A 24,202-nucleotide genomic window follows, 5' to 3' on the forward strand; every position below is an offset into this window, starting at 1 on the left:
AGGTCCGGCCTTGCGTGGATCGGCCTGGAACAAGTAATAGCCCGTGATCGCTGCGAGAATGACGAAGCCCGCCGCGATCTGCGTCAGGGGCCCGGGATGCTTTTTCTTCTCAGTGCTCATGGGTGGTGCTTTTCCGGGGCAATGAAGGAATTTCGATGACCAACAAGATGTGGGGCGGGCGTTTCCAGGCGGGGCCAGACGCGATCATGGAAGAGATCAACGCCTCGATCGGCTTCGACAAGCGCCTGTTCGCCCAGGACATCGCGGGCTCCAAGGCGCATGCCGCGATGCTGGCGAAACAGGGCATCATCCCGAAGTCCGATGCGCTCGAAATTAGGAAGGGGCTGGACCAGGTGCAAGCTGAGATCGAGGCGGGCACGTTCACCTTCTCGCGAGCGCTGGAGGACATTCACCTCAATGTCGAATCGCGCCTCAAGGACCTGATCGGCCCGGCGGCGGGCAGGCTGCACACCGCGCGATCACGCAACGACCAGGTGGCGCTCGACTTCCGGCTCTATGTGCGTGAAACGGCGGACCACCTCGACGGCCAGTTGAAAGCCCTGCAGCGCGCGCTTGCCGAGAAGGCGGAGGTGCATGCGGCCACCGTGATGCCGGGCTTCACCCACCTGCAGGTGGCCCAGCCCGTGACCTTCGGCCACCACATGCTGGCCTATGTGGAGATGCTGGCACGCGACCGTGCGCGCCTTGCCGATGCGAGACGCCGCATGAACGAGAACCCGCTGGGAGCCGCAGCACTCGCCGGAACCAGCTTCCCGATCGACCGGCACATGACGGCGGCTGCCCTGGGCTTCGACCGCCCCACGCGCAATTCACTCGACACCGTGGCCGACCGCGACTTCGTGCTGGAAACCCTCTCGGCCTGTGCCATCTGTTCCATGCATCTTTCGCGGCTGGCGGAGGAGATCGTGATCTGGTCGACGAGCCAGTTCCGCTTCGTGACGCTCTCCGACAGGTTCACCACCGGCTCCTCCATCATGCCGCAGAAGCGGAACCCGGATGCGGCGGAACTGGTGCGCGCCAAGCCCGGGCGCATCATCGGGGCGCTGATCTCGCTGCTGACCGTGATGAAGGGACTGCCGCTCACCTATTCCAAGGACATGCAGGAAGACAAGGAGCCCGCCTTCGACGCGTTCGACAACATGTCGCTGGCGATTGCCGCAACCACCGGCATGGTGCGGGACATGGTTCCCAATGCGGAGGAGATGAGAAAGGCGGCGGCGGCTGGCTTCTCCACCGCGACCGACCTTGCCGACTGGCTCGTCCGGACGCTGAAGATGCCCTTCCGCGAGGCGCACCATGTGACGGGCAGCCTCGTGGCGCTGGCGGAACGGACCGGCGTCGACCTGCCGGAGCTGACGCTGGACGCCATGCGCACGGTGGAGCCGCGCATCACCCGCGAGGTCTACATGGTGCTCACCGTCGAGAGTTCGGTTGCCTCACGCACGAGTTTCGGCGGCACGGCGCCGCGCAACGTCAAGCGCGAGGCAAGGCGCTGGCTCAAGCTGCTGAAAGCCTGATAGGATACAAGACATGAAAACACTTCTCGTTCTTCTCACCCTCAGCCTGAGCCTCGCCGCCTGCGGCGTGCGCGGCGATCCCGAGCCGCCACCGGCGAACATGCAGGCGGAATAGCACATGCATCATTTTTCCTATCGCGGCGGCGTGCTCCACGCCGAGGACGTGAGCCTGGAGACGCTGGCCGAGGAGATCGGCACGCCTTTCTACTGCTATTCCAGCGCCACGCTGGAGCGGCACTACCGGGTCATGCACGATGCCTTCGCCGGCACCGATCACATGATCTGCTATGCCATGAAAGCCAATTCCAACCAGGCCGTGATCCGCACCATGGCGGAACTCGGCGCCGGCATGGACGTCGTCTCGGAAGGTGAGCTCCGCCGGGCTCTGGCGGCGGGCGTTCCTGCACGCAAGATCGTGTTTTCGGGCGTCGGCAAGACGGCGCGGGAAATGTCGCTGGCGCTGAAGGAGGGCATTGCCTGCTTCAACGTCGAGTCGGAACCGGAACTCGAACTGCTGTCCGAGGTGGCCCGGCGTGTGGGCCAGCGCGCCACCGTATCGATCCGCGTCAATCCGGACGTCGACGCCAAGACCCACCACAAGATCTCGACGGGCAAGGCGGAAGACAAGTTCGGCATCTCCTACAAGCGTGCACGGGCGGTCTATGCCCGCGCGGCGGAGCTTCCCGCGATCAACGCTGCAGGCATCGACATGCACATCGGCAGCCAGATCACCGAGCTCGAACCCTTCGAGAAGGCGTTCCGGCTGATGGCGGAGCTCACGGAGGAACTGCGCAAGGACGGGCACAATATTCGCCACCTCGACCTCGGCGGCGGGCTGGGCGTGCCATACCGCGGCACCAACGACGTTCCTCCGCATCCGGATGAATATGCCGCCATGGTGAAGCGCACGCTCGGCCACCTCAACGTGACCTTCGTGCTGGAGCCAGGGCGCATGATCGTCGGTAACGCGGGCGTGATGGTCTCCCGCGTCGTCTACGTGAAGGACGGCACGGAGAAGCACTTCGTGATCCAGGACGCGGCGATGAACGACCTGATCCGGCCCACGCTCTATGACGCCTATCACGAGATCATTCCGGTGGCGGAACCTTCCTCGCAGGAGACCATGCTGGCTGATGTCGTCGGCCCAGTCTGCGAATCGGGCGACTATCTCGCCAAGGGGCGGCGGCTGCCCCGGCTCGAACAGGGCGACCTGATCGCCACGATGACGGCGGGGGCTTACGGCGCCGTCCAGGCTTGTACCTACAACACGCGGCCGCTCATCGCCGAAGTGCTGGTCAAGGACGGCAAGTGGGCGCTGGTGCGCCCGCGCCAGAGCTATGAGGAACTGATCGGCATGGACAAGCTTGCCTCCTGGCAGGAAAGGGCGAAGGCCTGAGCCTTCGATTTCGGGAATGTGATCGGCGGGCCAGCATAATTTGGCCCGCTTCTGTGCTAGCATGATGCCATCATGCCGAGCCCGACAGACCAGACCGACCACGTGAACCGCCCGGAGCAGCCGCAAGCCCGGATCTCGCGGAAGATTTCACAGGCCTATCTGGCCATCAGTTTTGAACGGCTATGGTCTGCACTGCACTGGCCGCTGGTGATCCTCGGGGGTGCTGCGGCGCTCGTGATCGGCGGCCTGCTGCCGCTTCTTTCCACCTGGCCGCGGCTTGCCGTGCTGGCCATTCTGGCGGCCGCCTTCCTGTGGTCGCTCCGCGATCTTGCGCGGATCCGCTGGCCCAGCCGCCATGACGCCATGCGGCGCGTGGAGGAGAAGACCGGCCTTCCCCACCGGCCGGTCTCGTCCCATGAGGACAGGCTTGCGGAGGGCTCCTCCGACCCCGTCCAGCAGGCGATCTGGGAGGAGCACCGGCTCAGGCAGCTGAAGGGCCTGGGCGGGCTCAAGGCGGGTATGCCGCAATCTGCCTGGCGCGACATCGACCCGCGGGCCTTCCGGCTGCCCGTGGCACTGGCCCTGGTGGCCGCCGTGCTGCTGGGACCCGGCGACACACGCAGCAACCTGGCCGACAGCCTGAACTTCTCCGCGCCCGCACCCGGGGTGCAGATGGTGATGGACGCCTGGCTGAAGCCTCCCGCTTATACCGGGAGGCCGCCGGTCCTGCTGACCAGCCCCGCCATGACGGAGCGGCTCAGGACCGATCCCGAGATCACGGTTCCTGACAAGTCCGTGCTGTCGCTGCGCATCACCGGGGCAAAGGCGCCGGTGCTGTCCTTCCATGAGCTGTCCGCGGCTGCAAGCCCGCCACCTGTTCCCGGCTTCACGCCGCAGGTGAAGACGGCAGAGGGGCTGTTCCAGGCGGAAATCCCCATGGCGCGCCCCGCCATCGTGAAGGTGACGGATGACGGCAAGGAACTGGCGAGCTGGCGGATTTCCCTCATCCCCGATGCGCCGCCCACGATCGAGATCACGGAAGACCCGGCGGGTGATTCCTCTGGCACGATGACAGCCAGGTGGAAGACGGCTGACGATTATGGTGTCGCCGGCATCACCGCCGACATCTACCTCGCGGACGAACAGGACGAGGGCGAGGGCTTCAGCAATGCCGGGATCTTCGAATTCGAGCCGCCCAAGCTGCCCGTGAGCCTGCGCGCGGCCTCCCCGCGCGAAGAGCAGGGCGAGAGCAAGGCCGACGTGGCCGAGCACCCCTGGGCCGGCTTCATGGTGGAGATGACGCTCAGTGCGCGCGATGCGGCCGGCAATATGACGCAGAGCGAAGCGCGCGTGTTCCGCCTGCCCGAGCGCCTGTTCACCAAGCCCCTCGCGCGGGCGCTGATCGAGCAGCGCCGCCACCTCATCACCGCCCCTGACGAGGCAGGCGGGGTGGCGGAGATGCTGGATGCCATTCTCGCCTATCCGGACGGCCTGATCGAGCGCAGCGGCACCCACATCGCGATTGCCGCCACATTGTCACGCCTCAGGGCGGCGGAAGACCAGCCCGGCATCGACAGCGTGATCCGCATGCTCTGGCAGATCGCCGTCGACGTCGAGGACGGCGTCTCCGGTGATGCCAAGGCAGAGCTCGAGGCGGCCCGCAAGGAACTCGAGCGCGCACTGCGCGACGGCGCCAGCCCCGAGCGCATCGCCGAACTGACCCAGAAGCTGCGCGAGGCGCTGGACCGCTACATGCAGTCCCTCATGGAGGAAGCGCAGAAGCGGATGGCCCAGGGCCAGATGGACCAGAACCAGCAGCAGATGCAGCCGGGCCGCATGGTGAGCCCGCAGGACCTGCAGAAGATGCTGGACATGATCGAGAAGCTCGCCCAGAGCGGCGCCAATGAGGCCGCCGAGCAGATGCTTTCCGAGCTTGAGAACATCCTGCGCAACCTGCAGCCCGGCATGCCGCAGCAAGGCCAGATGCAGGACGGGCCCTTGAGCGAGATGCTGGACAAGCTGTCGGAACTGATGCGCCAGCAGCAGAAGCTGATGGACGACACGCAGCGCATGCCACAGGAGGGCATGGGTGAGGAACAGCAGCAGGGCCAGCAAGGAGAGCAAGGCCAGCAGGGCATGGGCAGCCTTGGCGACCGGCAGCAGGGCCTGAGCCAGATGCTGCAGGATCTGATGGAGCAGCTGGGCCAGAACGGTATGCAGGCGCCACGCTCCTTCGGCGAGGCGGGCCGCAGCATGCAGGGTGCCGAGGGCTCGCTCCGCGAGGGTGAGCGCGACCAGGCGCTGGGCAACCAGGGCGACGCGCTCTCGAAGCTGCGCGAGGGCGCACAGGGACTGGCGCGCCAGATGATGCAGCAGGGCCAGGGCCAGCAGGGCAGCCAGGGCCGCACCGGCGAGGCGCGAGGCGACGACCGTGACCCGCTGGGCCGGCCCATGCCGAACCGCGGCGAGGATTACGGGCCTGAGCGCGACATGCTGCCCTCCGAACTCGCCATCCAGCGGGCACGCGAGATTCTCGAGATGCTGCGCTCGCGGGCGGGCGAGCAGGGCCTGCCGCGGATCGAGAAGGACTATATCGACCGGCTTCTGCGCGGGCTTTACTGAACGGGACGTTCCGTCTTTTCCAGCCGCACCGGGCCCGCAACCAGAACCCAGCGGCCATCACGCTGCTCGATCGCCTCGATGCGGAGCCCGCCCGGCAGCACCGTGCCGACCGAGACCGGAAGCAGCGTCTTGCCGCGGGCCACGTCGATCTCCAGGAAGGCGACACCGTCGACCACGGCCAGAAGCTCATAGGACTGGATGGGATCCGCTACGGCAGTGCCCGCTGCAGGCGCCGCAGCCCTGGCCGGTGAGGAAAGCACGGGGGTGAGCGTCCGCGTGACGATGGGATCGGCGGCAACCGTCTGGTCGATGATGACCTTGCGCTTCGGCGGCGGGAAGTTGAGGCCCATGTTGGCGGGCGGGTTTTCCATGCCGTTCAGCTTGATCACCTTGTAGGCCGCGAAGGCGATGACGGCGGCAGCCAGCGCCACCGAAAGCACATAGGCCAGCGTATCGGCGATTCTCTCAGGCATGTGGCGGGCGGGTCTCACCGGGAGGACACTGGCCGCGGGAGCTTGTGCCAGGCCTACGGCGGTAACGATTTGCTAACGATCCTGGCCCAGCGACCTGGCCTTGCGTGCGAGCGACAGGAGGCACCGGCCGGCAATCGCCTCGGCGAGGACGGCATTGCTGCGCGCGGCCAGCACATTGGCGTTGAGCGTCGTGCCGGCGGTGACGAGATCCGCAAGGCTCCAGTGGCGGAGCTGGGCCTGAACGGCGCCCTGACGCTTAAAGAACACCGGAGGGCGCGCCTGCTTGACGACCTGCTCAGCGCGGGCGCCACGGTCGATGGCAATGCGGAAGTCCTGCAGCCTGAGCGCCTGCTGGTGCGCGGCGCCGAGCAGCCGGCCCGGGTCTTGGCCGGCGCGCACAAGATCATGGAACAGGCGGTCTGCCTCCTCCACATGGCCCCCGAACACGCTGTCGGCGAGTTCATCCGCCGTAGCGCCTGTGTCGTTGCCGCACACGGCCTCCACGTCCTCGAGGCTCACGCGTTCATTGCCGAGACAGTAGAGCGCGAGCTTTTCCGCCTCGCGCCGCACCAGCCCGCGCGATGTTCCGGAAAGCGCCATGAAGCGGGCTAACGCATCGGGCCCGATGCGCAGGCCATCACTGGCGAGGAGCTGCTCGACGAGCTGCGCGATTTCGCCAGGTTCCGCTTCATAAAGGGGCACGACCAGCGCATGCGGGCTCTTCTCGAACATGGCGCGCAGCTGGGAGGACTTGGCCAGCGCGGGCGCCTCAGCCACCACGAGATTGCCGCTGGCCTTTCCTTCCAGCACGGGCAGAACGGCCTTGAGGAAGGCCTCCCCCGCCCCCTTGACCCAGATCGCCTTCTGGCCGCCGAACATTGAGATCGACTGCACCTCGTCGGCCAGCCGCGCCGGATCGGAGGCGAGATCCTGCTCGAGAAGTGCTGTCACGCTGAAGGGATCATCGAGCGAGCCCGCGATTTTCTTCACCGCGCGGCTTGCCAGCTCGCGCACGGCATCGGGTTCATCGCCGTAGATCAGCAATGCGCCGATGGCGGGGTCGGGCTTGCGGAGGAAGGAGTCGAGACCGGCCGGCCTGATGGCCGTCATGGTGATGCCCCGGCTATGGTTGCCGCGTGGCGAAATAGGCGGCAAGCCTGGTGCGGATATCTGTGCTCACCTCATGCACGGCGCGCTCGGTGGCGTTGGTCTCTGCCTGAAGGTCGGCAAAGGGCTGGCGGATCACGTCGAAGCTCGCATTGGAAAAGGTCTTGCCCTGATGCACGACGCTGCCGCTCGACCGTTCAACCAGCTCATAGCTGACGGCAAGCGTGATCTGATCCCGGGTGACGCTCGGCTGTGGCTTGTCGATGACGCCGCTCTTCCTCACGACGGGCTTGAGGAGGAGGGTGTATTTGTCCTCTCCCTCACCGGCCCTCATGGACGAGAGCAGATCATTGCGGATGAGCTGGCCAACCCGGTCTTCCGCCTCGGGAATGCTGATCGAAGACAGTGTCGCGGCAACACCCGCCGTGTCCGACGAGGAGCCGTAAAGCGGGCGATAGCCACAGCCGGCAAGAAGCAATGCCGCTGCGACAAGGAGAATGGCGGGAGCCTTGCGCATCAGCCGACAATATTGGCGATCCGGCCGGGCACCACAATCACTTTCTTCACGGCCCGGCCCTCCAGCGCCCTCGCCACGGATTCAAGCGACAGAACAAGGGCTTCGATCTGCCCGGCATCGAGGTCCCGGGCAATGGTGATCTCGTCGCGGCGCTTGCCGTTGACCTGCACGGCGATCGTCACCTGGTCGTCCGCGACGAGCGCCGGATCGGCCTTGGGCCAGGGCGTATTGACGACGTGGCCCGGACGCCTCATCGCCTGCCAGCACTCCTCTGCGAGATGCGGCATCATCGGGGCCGACATCAGGACGAGGAATTCGGCTGCTTCCCCGACCGCGGCCAGATCAGCCTTTCCGGCAGCAAGACCGGCGCCCAGCGCATTGGCCAGTTCATAGATGCGGGCGATGGCGCGGTTGAAGCGGAGCGAGGAGAGATCATCGGTGACGGCGTGAAGCGCCTTGTGCGCGGCCCGGCGGATTTCGAGCGAGGCCGCCGCATCGCCACCACCGGCATAGCTGCCCGCATCGCCAACGAGCCGCCAGATGCGCTGGGTGAAGCGCCAGGCGCCCTCGGCCCCGGCTTCCGTCCACTCGATGTCACGCTCAGGCGGGGTGTCTGAGAGCATGAACCAGCGCGCCGTATCAGCCCCGTAGCGGGCGATGATGTCGTCGGGGTCGACCACGTTCTTCTTCGACTTCGACATCTTCTCGACGCCGCCGATTTCAAGCGGCTCGCCGGTCTTGGCATGGACCCACTTGCCGTCCTGGTTCACGGCATCGGCGGGGAACACCCAGTCGCCGTTCAGGGTCCGGAAGGTTTCATGGATCACCATGCCCTGCGTGAACAGGCTCTCGAAGGGTTCCTTAATGTCAAGATGACCCGTCGCGGTCATGGCGCGGGCATAGAAGCGCGAATAGAGCAGATGAAGGATCGCATGCTCGACGCCGCCGATGTACTGGTCGACGCCCATCCAGTATTTCGCCGCCGCCTTGTCCACCGGCTCGTCCGCATGGGGCGAGCAGAAGCGGGCGTAGTACCAGGACGAATCGATGAAGGTATCGAAGGTATCCGTCTCGCGGCGCGCGGGCTTGCCGCAGGCCGGACAGCCGACGTGCTTCCACGCGGGGTGGTGCTCGAGCGGATTGCCCGGCTTGTCGAAGGTGACGTCCTCAGGCAGGGTTACCGGGAGCTGCGCCTTCGGCACCGGGACGATGCCACAGGCGGCGCAGTGGATCACCGGAATGGGGCAGCCCCAGTAGCGCTGGCGCGAGACGCCCCAGTCGCGCAGGCGGAAGTTCACCTTGCGCTCGCCGATGCCCATCTTCTCCATGCGGGCAGCAATCTCCTGCTTCGCATCCGGCACGCTCATGCCATCGAGAAAATCCGAGTTGATGAGGACGGTGTTGTCGCCTTCCTTCTCGACGAAGGCTTCCAGCCCGACTTCAAACGACTTGGCATCCGTGCCTTTTGGCGCCACGACAGGGAGGACGGGCAGCGCGTATTTCCGCGCGAAGTCAAGGTCGCGCTGGTCATGCGCAGGGCAGCCGAAGATGGCGCCTTCGCCATAGCCCATGAGCACGAAATTGGCAGCATAGACAGGAAGCCTGACGCCCGGACGGAAGGGGTGGCGGGCATAGAGCCCCAGCGCATGGCCCTTCTTTTCCGCACGCTCGATGGTCTCCTCGGACGTGCCGAGGGCGGCGACTTCGCGGCGGAAGGCGGCAAGGCCCTGATCCTTCTCCGACAGGCGCTTCGCAAGATCATGATCGGCTGAGATGGCGCAGAAGCTGGCGCCGAAAATCGTGTCATGGCGCGTGGTGTAGACTGTGAGGCGCTCGTCCAGCGCCTTGCCGCTCTCGTCCTCCAATGCGAAGGAGAACCGCATGCCTTCGGAACGGCCGATCCAGTTCTTCTGCATCAGCCGGACCTTCTCCGGCCACTTGGTGAGGCCGTCGAGGGCGGAAAGAAGCTCGTCCGAATAGGCGGTGATCTTGAGGAACCACTGCGCGAGCTCGCGCTTCTCGACCAGTGCTCCCGAGCGCCAGCCACGGCCGTCGATCACCTGCTCGTTGGCAAGCACGGTGTGGTCGACCGGGTCCCAGTTCACCATGGAGACCTTGCGCTCGACGAGGCCGGCCTTCATGAAATCGATGAACATCGCCTGTTCATGGCGGTAGTAGGAGGGATCGCAGGTGGCGATCTCCCGGCTCCAGTCGAGCGCCAGTCCCATGGACTGGAGCTGGCGCTTCATGGTGGCGATGTTCTCATAGGTCCAGGACTTGGGGTGAACGCCCCGGTCGATGGCGGCATTTTCGGCGGGCATGCCGAAGGCGTCCCAGCCCATGGGATGGAGCACATTGTAGCCCAGCGCCCGGCGGAACCGCGCGATGACGTCGCCCATCGTATAGTTGCGCACATGGCCCATGTGGATGCGGCCGGACGGGTAGGGAAACATCTCGAGCACGTAGTACTTCGGGCGGGTGGCATCCTCCGTGGCCTCGAAGCTCTTGTTCTCGGTCCAGTGCTTCTGCCAGCGCGGCTCGGCTTCGCGCGGATTGTAACGTTCGGTGCTCAAGGCGGCGGGTCCTGTCGAAACGGGGAAGTGTCTGGCCGGTGCTGGTACCAGTCCTTGAAATAGCCTGCAAGCTCGGCCTAAACCAGCGTCGCAAAAGGAGTTTGGCGGATGGTCCACGAAGGTCTGAAGAAGGTTCTGGGCGGCGTTGCCGTGGCGGCCCAGGCGGCTGGACGGGCGCCGGAGGCGGTGACCCTGATCGCCGTCTCCAAGACCTTCGAGGCGCCGGAGATCGTGCCCGTCATCGAGGCCGGGCAGCGGGTGTTCGGCGAGAACCGGGTGCAGGAGGCCAAGGCCAAGTGGCCCGCCCTCAGAATGCGCTGGCCGGACATCGAACTCCACCTGATCGGCCCCCTGCAGTCCAACAAGGCGGCGGAGGCGGTGCAGCTTTTCGACGCCATCCACACGGTGGACCGGCCGAAGATCGCCGACGCGATCGGCAAGGAAATGCGCAGGCAGGCGAAAACGCTGAAGCTTTTCGTGCAGGTGAACACCGGGCGCGAACCGCAGAAGGCCGGGATCGACCCCGGCGAGGCCGACAGCTTCCTGACGGAATGCCGGGACACGCATGGTCTCGAGATCGCCGGGCTGATGTGCATTCCCCCAGCCGAAGAAGACCCGAGGCCGCATTTCGCCCTGCTGGCGGAAATTGCATCACGCAACGGGCTTTCGCAGCTGTCCATGGGCATGAGCGGCGACTACGCGCAGGCAGTGGCCTGCGGCGCCACATATGTGCGGGTTGGCTCCGCCCTCTTCGGTTCACGCGATTAGAGCATGATCCGCAAAAGTGGAGCCCACTTTTGCGAGAAGATCATGCTAGATCCTGATCCGCGTGTTGGGGCCAACATGCTGCAGGATGATCCGCATGTCCCGCAGGGAGACGGCGACGCAGCCGGCTGTCGGCCCGCCATCTGGGCGGCGGAGGTGGAAGAACACCGCACTGCCGTGACCCTGAACCCGGGGGCGATCATTGTGCGAGGTCGCGATCACGATGTCATAGAGATGGTCGGCCCGGCACATGGTCTCATGCGCAGTGGCATAGGGGATCCGGACCGGCCGGTTGTAGTTGCGGTCACCCACCGTCTCGCACCAGCCCTGATCGGCCTTCAGGGCCTCTGGCCGGAGGCCCGAGCGCGGAGGCGCCAGCCGGTCAGCGCGGTAGAACAGCCGCGTCAGCTTCCAGCTGCCTCTGGGACTGGTCCCGTCTCCCTCGCGCTTGCGGGCGGACATGCCGGACCGGCCGACCGAGCAGGCAAAACGAAGGCCCCCCATCGCCAGCACCCCCCTGGTGGAGCGGGGGCTGAGGGTCAGGACGCGGAGAACGGGGAACCGCTTGGTCATGCAGCCGGGTGTTGCGGATTGATCTTGAAAAGAGCCGTTATCAGCCTAACATGACGGACAGGCGGGGCAAGGAATTTCAAGGGCTTCGGGCAGGAGCGGTTGCGTTGAGCGGCACCAAGAAGATCATCATCGTTGACGACGACGACCTGCTGCGCGACGCGCTGAAGGAGCAGTTTTCGCTGCATGACGAATTCTCCGTGACCGAGGCGGCAACGGCCGCCGCCGGCATCAAGCTGGTCAAGGCGGAGCATGCGGACCTGGTGCTCCTCGACGTGAATCTGCCGGACATGGACGGGCGCGAGGCCTGCAAGGTGATGCGGCGCGGCGGCTACAAGGGGCCGGTCATCATGCTGACGGGCCAGTCCTCCGAATCCGATACCATTCTCGGTCTCGACTCGGGCGCGAATGACTATGTGACCAAGCCGTTCCGCTTTGCCGTGCTGCTGGCGCGCATCCGGGCGCATCTGCGCCAGCATGAACACAGCGAGGACGCGGTGTTCAAGGTCGGTCCCTACACCTTCAAGCCATCCGCCAAGATGCTGGTGCGGGACGACAACCGCAAGGTGCGCCTTACCGAAAAGGAGACGGCAATCATCAAGTTCCTGCTGCGCTCGGGCGAGCAGATCGTCAGCCGGGACGTGCTGCTGCAGGACGTCTGGGGATACAATGCCGGGGTGAGCACCCACACGCTCGAGACCCATGTCTACCGGCTGCGCCAGAAAATCGAGCGGGACCCCTCGCATGCGGAAATTCTGGTGACCGAGGGTGGTGGCTACAAACTCGTTCCGTGAGCTTTGTGGTCCCCCGCAACCCGTGATAAGGACATTCAGGTGATTTGGGGGCCGCATGGAGCGGACGACTGCTGGGCTTTGGGGCCGCGCTGAATGAGCGTGCGGGCCGACGTGGAGACGATCCGGAACATTCCGATCTTTTCGGAGTGCGAGCCCGCCCATTTGCAGCTGTTAGCCTTCTCCGCCGCGCGTGAGAGCTTCGAGCCCGGCAGCACGCTTCTGGTGCAGGGGGAGGCGGGCAAGGCCGCCTATCTCATCCTCAACGGCCGGGTGGAGATATCGACCGCGGAAGCGGGACCCATCGGCGAGGCGGGGCCGGGCGCACTTCTGGGCGAGGTGGCGATGATCGGCGGCAGTTCCTGCTCAATCACCGCGATGGCCGCGGAGACCGTTTCGACGGCACGCATCGACCGCGAGCTTTTTTTGCGCGTGGCGCAGGAATTTCCCGAATTCGGAGCGGCGGTGATGCGCAAGCTGGCGCGGAAGCTGGAGACTTCGGTGCAGGACCTGGACCAGGTGCGCCAGCTGTTGCAGAAGGCGCGCTCCTTCCGGAGCCTATAGGGCAAACCGGGCGATGACCGGCACGTGGTCGGACGGCTGTTCCCAGCCCCGGGCCGCCTTCAGGACCTCGATGTCGCGGCAGTGCGGCGCCAGACCCGGCGTGGACCAGATATGGTCGAGGCGGCGGCCGCGGTTGCTCAGTTCCCAGTCGCGCGCGCGGTAGCTCCACCAGGTATAGAGTTTCTGCTCCGGCGGCACATGCTGCCGCATGAGATCGACCCAGCCGCCGGTCTTCTGGATGCGGAGCAGGCCTTGCGTCTCAATGGGCGTGTGGCTGACCACCTTCAGCAGGTCCTTGTGGGACCACACATCGTGCTCCAGCGGCGCGATGTTGAGATCGCCCACCACGATCGCCTCATGGCCACCGGGAACGCAGTCATTGCCGAACCACTCGTCGAGTTCGTGAATGAACTGGAGCTTGTGGGCGAACTTGTCGTTGATCGCAGGGTCAGGCTCATCGCCGCCCGCTGGCACATAGAGGTTATGGATGGTGACGGGCTTCTTCTTCGAGGCCAGCGTGACCGAGATGTGGCGGCAATCATCCTTGCCGCAGAAGGGCTTCGTCGACTGCGCGAGGAATGGCCGCTTCGAGACGATGGCAACGCCGTGATAGCCCTTCTGGCCGAATTCGGCGATGTGCTCATAGCCCATGGCGCGGAAGGCGCCTGAGGGACACTGACCCTGGGGACATTTCGTCTCCTGCAGGCACAGCACGTCAGGCTGCCAGTGCTCGAGAAGCTTGGTGACCAGCCCGATCCTGAGACGGACAGAATTGATGTTCCAGGTAACGACCGAAAGGCTCATGGCGCGAGCCATAGCCTCCGGCTGTCCGGTCTGGCAAGGGCGCTCAGCGTCAGTCCTTGGACTTGCGATTGATCTTGACCACGAAGAGCTTGGGGTCCGCATCGACGCCCGCGACGGCATTCTCGAGGGTGACGGTGGTGCGGCGGCCCTTGCCGTCGATCACAACCCACTGCTGAAGCGCCTGGCGGGTCTGGTCGAAGACGAGGCTGAGCTGGCCCGAGCCCAGCGTATTCTTCTTGTCTTCGAGGGTGACGGTCAGGATCCCGTCCTGTTCCTGGAAGTCCAGGATCTTCGTGTCGTTCAGGATGTCGACCTTATTGGACAGCACCAGACGCAGCGGTGTCTGTGACAGGGGAAACTGGTCGCCCTTCTCCTTCTTGACGTTCTTGACGGTCAGCCACTTGCCGTCCGACACGATGAGGAATGGGTTGGGCGGGGCATATTCGAAGCGCATCTTGCCCGGCTTCGAGATATAGAACACGCCGCGCGACAAATTGCCCTTGGGGCTAATCTGCGTGAACTCGCCCTGCATGGTCGTGAAGCTGTTCAGATAGTCGGAGATGCCGTTGATGGCCTGCTCCTGCTCAGGACTGAGCGACAGGGCGACGGCCGGAGCGGAAGGCAAAAAGGCGAGGGCTGCAAGCGCAAGTCCCAGGAAGGCACGGCGTGAGAACGGGTGGTAGCTGGTCATCCTGATCTTTCCGGAATCGGGGCTTAGGCCCTGGCCTTGTAGGTGATGGGAGCGTTATCCGCAAGAACGAGCCGATTTTGAGGCAAAGGGCTTCAGACCCTCGCGCTGTCGCCTGGGACCAGGATTTCCCGCTTTCCCGTGGCGTTGGCGGGCGATATCAGCCCCTCCTTCTCCATCCGCTCAATGAGGCTGGCGGCCTTGTTGTAACCGATCTGCAGGCGGCGCTGAACATAGGAGGTGGAGACCTTCTTGTCGCGCAGCACCACGGAAACCGCCTGGTCGTAGAGATCATCGCCCGAGGCTCCACCCTCGCCGCCCATAGCGCCGGGCTCGCCGTATTCGCCATCCTCCGGTTCCTCGGTGACGGCCTCCACATATTCGGGCGTCCCTTGCGCCTTGAGATGGCTCACGATCTTTTCCACCTCGTCGTCCGAGACGAAGGGGGCATGGAGACGCGAGATGCGGCCGCCGCCCGCCATGTAGAGCATGTCGCCCTGGCCGAGCAGCTGTTCGGCACCCTGCTCGCCAAGGATCGTCCGGCTGTCGATCTTGGATGTGACCTGAAAGGAGATGCGCGTGGGGAAGTTGGCCTTGATGGTGCCGGTGATGACGTCGACCGACGGCCGCTGCGTCGCCATCACGACATGGATGCCGGCCGCGCGCGCCATCTGGGCGAGGCGCTGGACAGCGCCTTCGATGTCCTTGCCGGCGACCATCATGAGATCCGCCATCTCGTCGATGATGACGACGATGTAGGGCATCGCCGCCAGATCCATGCTCTCCTTCTCGAACACGGGCTCGCCCGTTTCCGGATCGAAGCCCGTCTGGATGGTGCGGGAGATCTGCTCGCCCCTGGTGGCAGCCTGCTTCATGCGCGCGTTGTAGCCGTCGATGTTGCGAACACCGACCTTCGACATCTTCCGGTAGCGCTCCTCCATCTCGCGCACGGCCCATTTCAGCGCGACGACGGCCTTGCGCGGATCGGTGACGACGGGGGCAAGCAGATGCGGAATTCCCTCGTAGACCGACAATTCCAGCATCTTCGGATCGATCATGATCAACTTGCAGCGCTCCGGCGGCAGCCGGTAGACGAGCGACAGGATCATGGTGTTGATGCCGACCGACTTGCCCGAGCCCGTTGTGCCGGCGATGAGCAGATGCGGCATGCGCGCGAGATCGGCGAAGACCGGCTCGCCGCCGATGTTCTTGCCCAGCGCGATCGCCAGGTTGAGGCTCGACTTCTCGAAGGCTTCCGAACCCAGCATCTCACGCAGGAAAACGGTCTCGCGCTTGGCGTTCGGCAGCTCGATGCCGATGGCGTTGCGGCCTTGCACCACAGCGACGCGGGCCGAGATGGCGCTCATCGAGCGCGCGATGTCATCAGCGAGGCTGATGACGCGGGAGGACTTGATGCCGGGCGCGGGTTCAAGTTCGTAGAGCGTCACCACGGGGCCTGGCCGCACCTTCAGGATCTGGCCCTTCACGCCGAAATCATCGAGGACGCCCTCGAGCATGCGGGCATTCTGTTCCAGGGCCTCGTCCGAGAGTTCCGCGGGCTTGCCGATGCGCTTGGGCTCTGCCAGCAGGGTGAGGGGCGGCATCTCGTAATCTTCCGCCGCAGCGAACGGGAAGCCGGGCTGCATGTCCTTGCGAAGCCGCCTGCCCTGCTTCACGGGCTTGTTGCTGCGCGACACACGCGGGGCAGGCGCTTCCGCGGCCTCGTCTTCCTCATCATGTTCCACGGCATCGCCGGTTTCCGGTTCGCCTTGTTCGGGCTCTTCATCCGGCACCTCGGCGACGGGCGGCGCGGCGCGCCGGAGGCCAGGGGAGAGCACGGGCTCGATGCGGGCAGCCGGAGGCTCGCCGCCGCCACGCCGCGGCTGGCCATGGGGCTGGGGAGCAAGGCGGCGGATGATGTCATCCTCGCCGCCATCCTGATCAAGCTGGGCCTCGGCCCGGCGCAATTCACGCCAGCGCGACCAGAGGTCAGCGGCATAGGCGCCGGCGGCCTTCACCCCGCCGAACATCATCCGGGCGAACCTGCGGCCATGGCCGGGTGCGGCGGCTGCCTTGTCCACCGCCTCGGCACCCGTGACGCCAAGCGCACGAAAGCCGAGGAAGAGGAAGGCACCGGACATGAGAAGCCCGGCTATCAGCTTGGCAGCCGATGCCGAGACCGCGAAGCCCAGGATCATCATCAGAAGGTTCAGAAACACGTCACCTGCATTGCCGCCCATGCCGGCAACCAGCGACCAGCCGGAGGGTGTTGCGACCGCTGACAAGATAGCGCTGGCGGCAAGGGCCGAGCCGAGCCAGGCGAGCAGCCGGGTGAAGGGACGCGAAATACCTTCATGGGCGAGAAGGGCGACCGCCCAGCGGGCGGGAATGGCAAGAAGGACGATGACGCCGAGACCGAAGAACTGCATCAATTCGTCGGCGATCACGGCGCCGGGGTAACCAAGCCAGTTGCGGGCCGCACTGTCCAGCGCGTGGTTGAGCGAGGGATCGTCGACGGACCAGGAAGCGAGGGACAGGCCCACCGCCATCAGCACCAGGAACAGCATGACCCCCGCAAACTCTGACAGGCGGCGCATGAAGAAGAGCCTGAGGGCCGCGGGAACGGCACTGTCGTCGGTTTCATAGGTCGGTTCATACGCCATGGAGGGCCTCCGCCGGCGAAGCTCGGCCGGCATAACAAATGGTTAAGGCCATTCTGGCGGGCGCGTGGTTAAGGCCGGGTTTAGACGCGCAAATGACAACCGGCGGGGCAATGCCCCGCCGGCTGATGATGTGAAGCCGGTCTCCGGCTCAGTTGTAGGCGCGTTCGCCGTGGTCGGCGAGGTCAAGGCCTTCGCGCTCTTCCTGCTCCTTGACGCGCAGGCCAACGGTGGCCTTGCAGATCATCAGGGCAACGAAGGACACGATGGCGGTCCAGACCACCGCGATGATCACGGCCATGACCTGGGCATACATCTGCGCGCTGAAGGAGTAGGGGACCGCACCCACGGAATTGTCCGCCGCGAGATAGTCCGTCACGCCGATGCCGCCCAAAGCCGGGTTGACGAAGATGCCGGTCAAGATGGCGCCGACGATGCCGCCGATGCCGTGGATGCCGAACACATCGAGCGAGTCGTCATAGCCCAGCTTGTTCTTCAGCGAGATCACCGCCCAGAGGCAGATGATGCCCGCGAGAAGGCCGATGACGATCGCGCCGCCGGGACCCACCCAGCCGCAGGCAGGCGTGATCGCGACAAGACCCGCCACCAGGCCCGAGGCTGCACCAAGCAGGCTGGGGTGTCCGCGGAACATCCATTCACCGGCGACCCAGGCGAGGGCTGCCGCACCCGCCGCGACGATCGTGTTGAGGATCACCAGCGCTGTCAGACCGTTCGATTCGAGATTGGAGCCGGCATTGAAGCCGAACCAGCCGAAGAGCAGAAGGCCTGTGCCGGTGAGCACGAAGGTGAGGTTGTGGGGCGCCATCAGGTCCTTGCCGAGGCCGGCGCGCTTGCCGAGCACAATGGCGCAGACGAGACCCGCGACGCCGGCGTTGATGTGCACCACAGTGCCGCCGGCGAAGTCGATGGCGCCAAGCTGGAACAGATAGCCATTGGTGGCATTCACCAACGCTGCATACTCCCCGAGGACTGCAGCCTTGGCGTCTTCCGTTGTGGCGGCGGTCAGAGCTGCGATGAGCTGCTGGGCCTTTTCCTCACCGACGATTGAGGAAACCAGGGCGAGATTGTCGGCGGAGAGCGTGTAGGCATCGGGACCCGCCCAGAACCATACCATGTGCGCCATGGGCAGATAGGCGAAGGTGAACCACAGCACCATGAACAGCAGGACGGCCGAGAACTTCATGCGCTCGGCGAAGGCGCCGACGATGAGGGCCGGCGTGATGCAGGCGAAGGTCATCTGGAACACGACGAAGGCCAGTTCCGGGATGTTGGTTTCCTTGGAGAAGGTGCCGATTTCCGAGGCCGGGGTGACACCTGCAAGGAACAGCTTCGAGAAACTGCCGATGAACGGGTTGAGTGCCGCACTCGGGTTGCCGGTGAAGGCGAGCGAGTAGCCGTAGATCACCCACAGGATCGAGATGATCGAGAAGATGATGGTGACCTGCATGAGGACCGACAGCACGTTCTTGGAACGGACAAGGCCGCCATAGAACAGCGCGAGGCCCGGAATGGTCATCAGCACCACAAAGGAGGTTGCGGTGAGCATCCAGGTGGTGTCGCCCTTGTTGACCGTTGCAGCGGCCTCGGCCGCGGTTGCAAGCAGCACGGCGGCGGCAAGGACCGCAGGAACGGTCAGGGCCGCTCGCTGCATTAAGGTGGAAAGACTCATGATATTTCCCTTCTTGACCATAGGTTAGAGCGCAACTGCGCCGGTTTCGCCGGTGCGGATGCGCACGGCCTGCTCGAGCGGCAGGACGAAAATCTTTCCGTCGCCGATCTGGCCGGTCTGGCCTGCGAGCTGAATGGCTTCGATCACCTTGTCGGCGATCTGTTCGTCCACGGCGAGTTCGAGCTTGATCTTGGGCACGAAGCTCACGGTGTATTCTGCACCGCGATAGAACTCGGTATGGCCGCGCTGGCGGCCATGTCCCTTGACTTCCGTTACGGTGATGCCCTGTACGCCGATCGCGCCAAGCGCCTCCCGGACCTCTTCGAGCTTGAACGGCTTGATGACTGCTACGATAAATTTCATCCCTGACCTCTTCGGTTGTATGAGATGCAAAACAAGAACCGTGCCAAATCGTCTGATCTGGTAAATTATTGAAATATATAGAGAATTCTTGCAGTTACAGGCAGTGAGCGACATGATGTTGCCTAATATTCGCTCATTTATTGTACGCTGATTGTTTTTTAGACATTCAATCCGCGACGCCACACCGCCTGTTTCCCAACCCCGAACGGCGCGAAAAGGATCCCATGACACAGCCTCAGGACATCATCGTCATTGGCGCCGCCCTCAACGGATTGGCGGCGGCCCTGGCCCTTGGCGGCCGCCACACGAAGCGCCCGCTGAACGTCACCGTCGTGGACCTTAGGGACCCCGCAAGTTTTGCCAAGAACAGCATCGATGGCCGAGCCTCCGCGATCACCGCCGCGGCGCGCCGCATGTTCGAGGCGCTGGGGGTGTGGCAGCTGGTGGCGCACGAGGCCGAGGCGATGGCGGACATCATCGTCACCGACAGCGCAACACCTGGCGCAGCGCGGCCCGTGCTGCTGCAGTTCGGCCCCGAGGACATGAGAGGGGGGCCCTCCTCTCACATGATCGAGAACCGCCATCTCCATGCCGCCCTGCTGGCCGAGGCACAGCACTCACCCCACATCCGTTTCCAGGTGGGCCAGCCGGTGGAGCGCTATCACTTCGGGCCCGGACTTGCCGCCGTGACCCTCGCGGACGGCACGGTGCTGCGGGCGCCCCTCATCGTGGCGGCCGACGGGCGCAACTCGCCCGCCCGCGAGGCAGCGGGCATTCGTCTCGTTGGCTGGCCTTATGACCAGATGGGCCTCGTCGCCACGGTGGAGCATGAACGGCCGCATCACGGCCGGGCGGAGGAGCATTTCACGCCGTCGGGCCCGTTTGCCATACTGCCGCTGCCCGGCAACCGCTCGTCACTCGTGTGGTCGGAACGCAAGGAGACCGCGGAACGCATGCTCGCCCTTCCCCCGGATGCCTTCGAGGAGGAGCTGAAGCTGCGGTTCGGCACGCATCTCGGCGAAGTGAAGGTGATCTCGGGGCGCCATGGCTATCCGCTATCGCTGTTTGTGGCAGAGACCTTCTCCGGCCCGCGCCTGGCGCTCGTGGGCGATTCAGCCCATGTGCTGCATCCGCTGGCAGGCCTCGGCTTCAACCTGGGCCTTCGCGATGTCGCCGCCCTCGCCGATTGCATCCACGACGCCAGCGCACTTGGGCTGGACATCGGCAGCGAAAGCGTGCTCGACCGCTACACGCAGTGGCGCCGTTTCGATACCGTCGCCACGGCCGCTGCGATGGACGGCATGAATCGCCTTTTCGCCAACACCAACCCGATGCTGACCCTCCTGCGCCGCGCCGGACTGATGGCGGTGAACCGGCTGGGAGGCCTGAAGTCAGTCTTCGTGACGGAAGCGGCGGGCATATCGGGCGACCTGCCACGCCTGCTGCGCGGTGAGAGAGTCTAGCGCATGATCCGGCGCGCTTTCTCTTCGGCCAGGTGATTCCACCTGGCCGGAACACGCTAGCCTCGCACGAGGCCTGCCTGCTCCAGCTTTTCGAGATAGGCCTGCCAAATCTCCTGATGTCCGCGTCCCAGCTTCAGGAGATAGGGCCAGGTGTAGAGCCCGGTGCTGTGGCCATCATCGAAGATGATGCGCACGGCATAGCTGCCGACCGGCTCCAGCGTCCTGATCCTCACGTTGCACTTGCCCCAGACGAGCTGCTCCTGCCCCGGCCCATGGCCCTTCACTTCGGCGCTCGGGCTCTCGACGCGCAAGTACTCGGCGTCAAGCGCCAGTGTTTCACCGGTATCGAAGGTGACCTGCAGGCGGCGGCCGCCGTCAGCCAGCTTCAACTCCACCGGCCAAGGCTCACTCACGGCCGATCTCGCGCGCCTCTTCGGCCAGCATGATGGGGATGCCATCGCGGATCGGGTAGGCAAGGCCCGCGGCCTTCGAGATCAGCTCCTGGCGGGCGGCATCATATTGCAGCCGCGTCTTGGTCAGGGGACAGACGAGAAGCTCAAGCAGGCGCGGGTCGGTGCGGACGTCCGTCATGAAGTTACCTACTGCAGCCGCGGCTTGCCGCCGCTGCCCATCTTGCTCAGCGCCACTTCGGTCAGGGCCACGAGCACGTCGGCCCTGGTCTTGAGATCGGGGGCCTCAAGCAGCGCCTGCTTTTCCTGCGGGTCATAGGGGGCAAGCAGGGATAGCGTATTGACCAGAATGTCGGTCGGCGCGTGGTCGACTTCGCTCCAGTTGGCCTTCATGTTGTTGGCGGACAGATAGTCGCGGAAGGCCTTCAGAAGGGCTGGCCGGTTTACCTCGCTGGCGCCCCCTTCGGAGGCAAGGTCAATGGCGAAGGGGTGATAGTTGGCGCTGACTTGCCGGTAGGGCGAGATGACATCAAGCTCCTGGGCGACCTGGAACCGGCAGACGCCGGCGAGCGTGATGAGCATGCGCCCTTCAGGCGTTTCCGCATAGGACACGATGCGCCCCACACAGCCCACATTCATGAGCGGGGGCACGTCTTCCGACTCCCGCCCTGCGGCAGGCTGGATGATGCCGATCAGCCTGTCAGTCGAGAGCGCATGGTCCACCATGGCAAGGTAGCGCGGCTCGAAGATGTTGAGCGGCAGCTCTGCCCGCGGCAGCAGCAGGGCGCCTGACAAAGGAAACACGGGGATCCTCTGGGGCAGGTCGGCAGGCGTCCGGTAGCGGTCGAAGAAACCCATCTTTGCCTCGCTTTTTCAGGAAAAAAGAACGGATGACAGCTTGCGGCGGCCGGCAAGGGTGTACTCGTCCTTCGGGCCCCAGGCCTCGAAGAACTTCACCAGCTGCTTTCGCGCTGCTTCGTCGTTCCAGCTGCGCATCTTGCGGATGACATGGATCAGCTGGTCGGTTGCCTGCCCCCGCTCGCCCGCGCCATTGAGCAGAACAGCGAGATCGAGCCTTGCCTGGAAATCGTCCGGGTTCTTCTCGATCGCGGCCCTCAGCGTTCCGATCTCCGACACGTCAACGGGGTTCAACGCCATGTCGAGGGCGGCTTTGGCGCTCAGCACCTCAGGGTCGGCCGCCTTGGCGGGCGGCACAAGCGCAAAGGTCGCCTGGGCATTCTCAAGGTCGCCCGCCGCGATCTGGCAGCGCACGAGGCCTGCAATAGCGCCTACGTTCTCCCGGTCAACCTGCAGCACCTGGGCGAAGATCTGTGCGGCTGTCGCATAGTCCTGCTGGTCAAAGGCGGCGCGGCCTTCTGCCACGGCGGCCTCGATCTCTTCAGCCATGCCACCCTGGCCGCCGAGCCGGTCCACGAACTGCTTGATCTGGCTTTCGGGCAACGCGCCCATGAAGCCATCGACCGGCTGGCCGTTGACGAAGGCATAGACCGCCGGGATCGACTGGACGCGCATCTGCTGGGCGAGCTGCTGGTTCTCGTCCACGTTGATCTTCACCATGCGGACCTTGCCGTTGGACTGGCGAACGACCTTCTCAAGCGCCGGGCCCAGCTGCTTGCAGGGGCCGCACCACGGGGCCCAGAAATCCACGATGACCGGAACCTGACGCGACGCTTCGATCACATCCCGCATGAAGTTCTGGGTGTTCGAGTCCTTGACGGCGTCGCCCGCCGTGTTCGCGGCCGCGTTGCCCGGGGTTTGCCCGCCAATAATCATGCTCATGGAACCATCCTCAAACTCTTATCAGCCACCTAGATGGCGCAAACGGCGTGGTCTTTCAATGTCACAGGTCAAACGTGGCGCCGTCAGGCCACCGCCACGATCTTCGGCTCATGCCCGCAGGAGCGGATGAAGGTAACGAGATCGGCCGAGCGGATCGTTGTCGTGGCCGTGTTTTCAAGCGGATGATAGTTGAGGAACTCATGTGCCATCATCTGGGCATCGAGCACAACATTGACGCGTTGCGCTGTGTCGTTGATCAGACCGAAGGGTGTGACGGAACCCGGTTCCACCCCCAGGACCTCCCGCAGCAGCTCTGGCTTGCCGAAGGAGAGACGGCGGGAACCGATCTTGGCTGGCGCTGCCTTCAAGTCGATGTTCGCCTCCTCCAGACAGACGATCAGCCAGATATTGCCCTTGTCGTCTTTCAGGAACAGGTTCTTGCAATGTCCGCCCGGGATCTCGCCCCTGAGCGCCTGCGCCTCATCCACCGTGTAGACGGGCGGATGGTTCCTCGTCGTGGCCTCGATACCCAAAGTCTTGAATCGGTTGAATAAATCGTCACGAGTTGCGGGCATGGAAGGCGAATGGCTCCGTGTTGGCTTGCGAAGATGTTGTTCTTGCATTTGCCAGCGAGTTAGGCAATAACGCCTCCACCCGCCGGTGAGTGCCGGTTGCCATGGAAGCGGGCGTAGCTCAGGGGTAGAGCATAACCTTGCCAAGGTTAGGGTCGGGCGTTCGATTCGCCTCGCCCGCTCCAATTTCTCTCAGACGATGTCTTGACGTAGACAACAGCCCCTCGGCGGGCCTCTTCGTGCTAGGACAATTTTGGCGTAAACAGATTTCCTTTAGCTTGGCCGCTGTTTATCATCTCCCACGGTCAATTCCTGAGGGGGTGGCCGCCCTTGAGCGAAGCCGCTCAGCCGCGAATCAGAAAACCTCAACCTGAGCTTGAGAGTTCCCTTAAGGACGGCCGGATCTACCTTTTTCGGCGGGCGGACAAAAGAAGTGGACGTGGTTCCGTGGGATCTGAGTGCCGAAGGGCAAAGGCTACGAAAGTTCCAGCACCAAGACCACGGACGATCACGAAACCTTCTCCTTCGCCAACGACCTGTTCAACAAGACGCTTGCAAGGGTAGCGGGCAGGCAAGAGATCAACACCGAGACGACTCACGCAACGATCTACGAGTAGATGAGATCAAGGACCAGTGGCGATGACTATGAGTTCGCTCGTCCTGATGGAAAGCCAATCGGTAGATTCAAGAAGCCGTTCGCTTCGTTGTTGAGTAACGGCTCGATTGGGACCGCCTGCCTGAATACCGTTTGATGTCTTAAGACACGTGCATAGCGACGTCGTTAAGGACGTGTCTTGGGTGGAGTTTACGGTGCAGGGTGATGTTCTGGGACGGGA

General features: G+C 64.4%; 24 protein-coding genes and 1 tRNA gene. 10 read left to right on the forward strand and 15 right to left on the reverse strand.

The annotated features are described in order from the left end of the window. The first annotated feature begins 155 nt into the window (after window positions 1-155). The 4 genes from argH (at window position 156) to ACILRA_RS04625 (ending at window position 5,556) form a co-directional block, all read left to right on the forward strand. On the forward strand, window positions 156-1,538 hold the full coding sequence (gene argH, locus ACILRA_RS04610; RefSeq protein ID WP_395660917.1) for an argininosuccinate lyase: 1,383 nt from the start codon (window positions 156-158) through the stop codon (window positions 1,536-1,538). A gap of 13 nt (window positions 1,539-1,551) precedes the next feature. Continuing rightward, window positions 1,552-1,653: a lipoprotein gene (locus ACILRA_RS04615; RefSeq protein ID WP_395660918.1), complete on the forward strand. Its 102-nt coding sequence runs from the start codon at window positions 1,552-1,554 to the stop codon at window positions 1,651-1,653. Between the two features lie 3 nt (window positions 1,654-1,656). After that, entirely contained in the window at window positions 1,657-2,934 is a 1,278-nt protein-coding gene (lysA, locus tag ACILRA_RS04620) for a diaminopimelate decarboxylase (RefSeq protein ID WP_395660919.1), read from the forward strand. A 72-nt stretch (window positions 2,935-3,006) separates the two neighbouring features. Then, a complete protein-coding gene (locus ACILRA_RS04625; protein ID WP_395660920.1) occupies window positions 3,007-5,556 on the forward strand; it encodes a TIGR02302 family protein in 2,550 nt (849 codons plus the stop codon). Here the strand turns inward: ACILRA_RS04625 and ACILRA_RS04630 are convergent. From ACILRA_RS04630 to leuS, 4 genes are all read right to left on the reverse strand, one after another. Continuing rightward, the gene (locus ACILRA_RS04630) at window positions 5,550-6,029 is read right to left on the reverse strand and encodes a hypothetical protein (protein WP_395660921.1); all 480 of its coding nucleotides are present in this window, start codon (window positions 6,027-6,029) and stop codon (window positions 5,550-5,552) included. The two genes, ACILRA_RS04625 and ACILRA_RS04630, sit on opposite strands and share 7 nt — an antisense overlap. A gap of 72 nt (window positions 6,030-6,101) precedes the next feature. Continuing rightward, a complete protein-coding gene (gene holA, locus ACILRA_RS04635; protein WP_395660922.1) occupies window positions 6,102-7,139 on the reverse strand; it encodes a DNA polymerase III subunit delta in 1,038 nt (345 codons plus the stop codon). Window positions 7,140-7,152: 13 nt separating this feature from the next. Next, window positions 7,153-7,653 carry a hypothetical protein gene (locus tag ACILRA_RS04640; RefSeq protein WP_395660923.1) on the reverse strand — a complete coding sequence of 167 codons (501 nt, stop codon included), beginning with the start codon at window positions 7,651-7,653 and terminating at the stop codon, window positions 7,153-7,155. Continuing rightward, entirely contained in the window at window positions 7,653-10,226 is a 2,574-nt protein-coding gene (gene leuS / locus ACILRA_RS04645) for a leucine--tRNA ligase (RefSeq protein WP_395660924.1), read from the reverse strand. Before leuS ends, ACILRA_RS04640 begins: the two co-directional genes overlap by 1 nt. A 108-nt stretch (window positions 10,227-10,334) precedes the next feature. On the opposite strand from leuS, the gene ACILRA_RS04650 reads away from it, so the two are divergent. Continuing rightward, on the forward strand, window positions 10,335-10,994 hold the full coding sequence (locus tag ACILRA_RS04650; RefSeq protein WP_395660925.1) for a YggS family pyridoxal phosphate-dependent enzyme: 660 nt from the start codon (window positions 10,335-10,337) through the stop codon (window positions 10,992-10,994). Window positions 10,995-11,039: 45 nt separating this feature from the next. Here the strand turns inward: ACILRA_RS04650 and ACILRA_RS04655 are convergent, their stop codons facing one another. After that, window positions 11,040-11,564 carry a L,D-transpeptidase gene (locus tag ACILRA_RS04655; RefSeq protein ID WP_395660926.1) on the reverse strand — a complete coding sequence of 175 codons (525 nt, stop codon included), beginning with the start codon at window positions 11,562-11,564 and terminating at the stop codon, window positions 11,040-11,042. A gap of 104 nt (window positions 11,565-11,668) precedes the next feature. Between ACILRA_RS04655 and ACILRA_RS04660 the strand changes: the two genes are divergently transcribed. Both ACILRA_RS04660 and ACILRA_RS04665 read left to right on the forward strand, forming a co-directional pair. Continuing rightward, the gene (locus ACILRA_RS04660; protein WP_395660927.1) at window positions 11,669-12,355 is read left to right on the forward strand and encodes a response regulator transcription factor; all 687 of its coding nucleotides are present in this window, start codon (window positions 11,669-11,671) and stop codon (window positions 12,353-12,355) included. 93 nt (window positions 12,356-12,448) lie between these two features. Continuing rightward, window positions 12,449-12,916 carry a cyclic nucleotide-binding domain-containing protein gene (locus ACILRA_RS04665; RefSeq protein WP_395660928.1) on the forward strand — a complete coding sequence of 156 codons (468 nt, stop codon included), beginning with the start codon at window positions 12,449-12,451 and terminating at the stop codon, window positions 12,914-12,916. On the opposite strand, the gene ACILRA_RS04670 is transcribed toward ACILRA_RS04665, so the two are convergent. From ACILRA_RS04670 to ACILRA_RS04690, 5 genes are all read right to left on the reverse strand, one after another. Beyond that, entirely contained in the window at window positions 12,911-13,720 is an 810-nt protein-coding gene (locus ACILRA_RS04670; protein WP_395660929.1) for an exodeoxyribonuclease III, read from the reverse strand. The genes ACILRA_RS04665 and ACILRA_RS04670 overlap by 6 nt on opposite strands. A gap of 49 nt (window positions 13,721-13,769) precedes the next feature. Then, complete coding sequence (locus ACILRA_RS04675; RefSeq protein WP_395660930.1) at window positions 13,770-14,411, reverse strand: outer membrane lipoprotein carrier protein LolA; 642 nt, start codon at window positions 14,409-14,411, stop codon at window positions 13,770-13,772. Between the two features lie 92 nt (window positions 14,412-14,503). After that, window positions 14,504-17,071 (reverse strand): DNA translocase FtsK, encoded by a 2,568-nt coding sequence (locus ACILRA_RS04680; protein WP_395660931.1) that lies wholly within the window; start codon window positions 17,069-17,071, stop codon window positions 14,504-14,506. A gap of 148 nt (window positions 17,072-17,219) precedes the next feature. Continuing rightward, complete coding sequence (locus ACILRA_RS04685) at window positions 17,220-18,758, reverse strand: ammonium transporter (protein WP_395660932.1); 1,539 nt, start codon at window positions 18,756-18,758, stop codon at window positions 17,220-17,222. Between the two features lie 24 nt (window positions 18,759-18,782). After that, on the reverse strand, window positions 18,783-19,121 hold the full coding sequence (locus ACILRA_RS04690; RefSeq protein ID WP_395660933.1) for a P-II family nitrogen regulator: 339 nt from the start codon (window positions 19,119-19,121) through the stop codon (window positions 18,783-18,785). A 224-nt stretch (window positions 19,122-19,345) separates the two neighbouring features. On the opposite strand from ACILRA_RS04690, the gene ACILRA_RS04695 reads away from it, so the two are divergent. Continuing rightward, complete coding sequence (locus ACILRA_RS04695; RefSeq protein WP_395660934.1) at window positions 19,346-20,584, forward strand: FAD-dependent monooxygenase; 1,239 nt, start codon at window positions 19,346-19,348, stop codon at window positions 20,582-20,584. Between the two features lie 56 nt (window positions 20,585-20,640). Here the strand turns inward: ACILRA_RS04695 and ACILRA_RS04700 are convergent, their stop codons facing one another. The 5 genes from ACILRA_RS04700 to ACILRA_RS04720 form a co-directional block, all read right to left on the reverse strand. Continuing rightward, window positions 20,641-20,997, reverse strand: a complete 357-nt coding sequence (locus ACILRA_RS04700; RefSeq protein WP_395660935.1) for a gamma-butyrobetaine hydroxylase-like domain-containing protein — start codon at window positions 20,995-20,997, stop codon at window positions 20,641-20,643. Beyond that, window positions 20,990-21,175 (reverse strand): Trm112 family protein, encoded by a 186-nt coding sequence (locus tag ACILRA_RS04705; protein WP_395660936.1) that lies wholly within the window; start codon window positions 21,173-21,175, stop codon window positions 20,990-20,992. The genes ACILRA_RS04700 and ACILRA_RS04705 overlap by 8 nt, the downstream gene beginning before the upstream one ends. A gap of 8 nt (window positions 21,176-21,183) precedes the next feature. Continuing rightward, the gene (locus ACILRA_RS04710) at window positions 21,184-21,852 is read right to left on the reverse strand and encodes an LON peptidase substrate-binding domain-containing protein (RefSeq protein ID WP_395660937.1); all 669 of its coding nucleotides are present in this window, start codon (window positions 21,850-21,852) and stop codon (window positions 21,184-21,186) included. A 15-nt stretch (window positions 21,853-21,867) separates the two neighbouring features. After that, a complete protein-coding gene (trxA, locus tag ACILRA_RS04715; RefSeq protein ID WP_395660938.1) occupies window positions 21,868-22,794 on the reverse strand; it encodes a thioredoxin in 927 nt (308 codons plus the stop codon). 83 nt (window positions 22,795-22,877) lie between these two features. After that, complete coding sequence (locus ACILRA_RS04720; RefSeq protein WP_395660939.1) at window positions 22,878-23,369, reverse strand: prolyl-tRNA synthetase associated domain-containing protein; 492 nt, start codon at window positions 23,367-23,369, stop codon at window positions 22,878-22,880. Between the two features lie 107 nt (window positions 23,370-23,476). On the opposite strand from ACILRA_RS04720, the gene ACILRA_RS04725 reads away from it, so the two are divergent. Both ACILRA_RS04725 and ACILRA_RS04730 read left to right on the forward strand, forming a co-directional pair. Beyond that, window positions 23,477-23,551: transfer RNA gene (locus ACILRA_RS04725), tRNA-Gly, on the forward strand. 273 nt (window positions 23,552-23,824) lie between these two features. Beyond that, complete coding sequence (locus ACILRA_RS04730; RefSeq protein WP_395660940.1) at window positions 23,825-23,983, forward strand: hypothetical protein; 159 nt, start codon at window positions 23,825-23,827, stop codon at window positions 23,981-23,983. Window positions 23,984-24,202: the final 219 nt, after the last annotated feature.

The sequence above is a fragment of the Aestuariivirga sp. genome (genome assembly GCF_044239095.1).
Classification (GTDB): domain Bacteria; phylum Pseudomonadota; class Alphaproteobacteria; order Rhizobiales; family Aestuariivirgaceae; genus Aestuariivirga.

Bases quoted from the DNA above. Each gene is read 5' to 3' on its own strand.
- ACILRA_RS04625 (WP_395660920.1), top strand. From the start codon at position 3,007: ATGCCGAGCCCGACAGACCAGACCGACCACGTGAACCGCCCGGAGCAG.
- ACILRA_RS04640 (WP_395660923.1), bottom strand. From the start codon at position 7,653: ATGCGCAAGGCTCCCGCCATTCTCCTTGTCGCAGCGGCATTGCTTCTT.
- ACILRA_RS04650 (WP_395660925.1), top strand. From the start codon at position 10,335: ATGGTCCACGAAGGTCTGAAGAAGGTTCTGGGCGGCGTTGCCGTGGCG.
- ACILRA_RS04720 (WP_395660939.1), bottom strand. From the start codon at position 23,369: ATGCCCGCAACTCGTGACGATTTATTCAACCGATTCAAGACTTTGGGT.
- ACILRA_RS04675 (WP_395660930.1), bottom strand. From the start codon at position 14,411: ATGACCAGCTACCACCCGTTCTCACGCCGTGCCTTCCTGGGACTTGCG.
- holA (WP_395660922.1), bottom strand. From the start codon at position 7,139: ATGACGGCCATCAGGCCGGCCGGTCTCGACTCCTTCCTCCGCAAGCCC.
- ACILRA_RS04685 (WP_395660932.1), bottom strand. From the start codon at position 18,758: ATGAGTCTTTCCACCTTAATGCAGCGAGCGGCCCTGACCGTTCCTGCG.
- ACILRA_RS04680 (WP_395660931.1), bottom strand. From the start codon at position 17,071: ATGGCGTATGAACCGACCTATGAAACCGACGACAGTGCCGTTCCCGCG.
- ACILRA_RS04655 (WP_395660926.1), bottom strand. From the start codon at position 11,564: ATGACCAAGCGGTTCCCCGTTCTCCGCGTCCTGACCCTCAGCCCCCGC.
- ACILRA_RS04670 (WP_395660929.1), bottom strand. From the start codon at position 13,720: ATGAGCCTTTCGGTCGTTACCTGGAACATCAATTCTGTCCGTCTCAGG.
- ACILRA_RS04615 (WP_395660918.1), top strand. From the start codon at position 1,552: ATGAAAACACTTCTCGTTCTTCTCACCCTCAGCCTGAGCCTCGCCGCC.
- argH (WP_395660917.1), top strand. From the start codon at position 156: ATGACCAACAAGATGTGGGGCGGGCGTTTCCAGGCGGGGCCAGACGCG.
- ACILRA_RS04705 (WP_395660936.1), bottom strand. From the start codon at position 21,175: ATGACGGACGTCCGCACCGACCCGCGCCTGCTTGAGCTTCTCGTCTGT.
- ACILRA_RS04690 (WP_395660933.1), bottom strand. From the start codon at position 19,121: ATGAAATTTATCGTAGCAGTCATCAAGCCGTTCAAGCTCGAAGAGGTC.
- ACILRA_RS04695 (WP_395660934.1), top strand. From the start codon at position 19,346: ATGACACAGCCTCAGGACATCATCGTCATTGGCGCCGCCCTCAACGGA.
- ACILRA_RS04630 (WP_395660921.1), bottom strand. From the start codon at position 6,029: ATGCCTGAGAGAATCGCCGATACGCTGGCCTATGTGCTTTCGGTGGCG.
- trxA (WP_395660938.1), bottom strand. From the start codon at position 22,794: ATGAGCATGATTATTGGCGGGCAAACCCCGGGCAACGCGGCCGCGAAC.
- ACILRA_RS04710 (WP_395660937.1), bottom strand. From the start codon at position 21,852: ATGGGTTTCTTCGACCGCTACCGGACGCCTGCCGACCTGCCCCAGAGG.
- ACILRA_RS04665 (WP_395660928.1), top strand. From the start codon at position 12,449: ATGAGCGTGCGGGCCGACGTGGAGACGATCCGGAACATTCCGATCTTT.
- lysA (WP_395660919.1), top strand. From the start codon at position 1,657: ATGCATCATTTTTCCTATCGCGGCGGCGTGCTCCACGCCGAGGACGTG.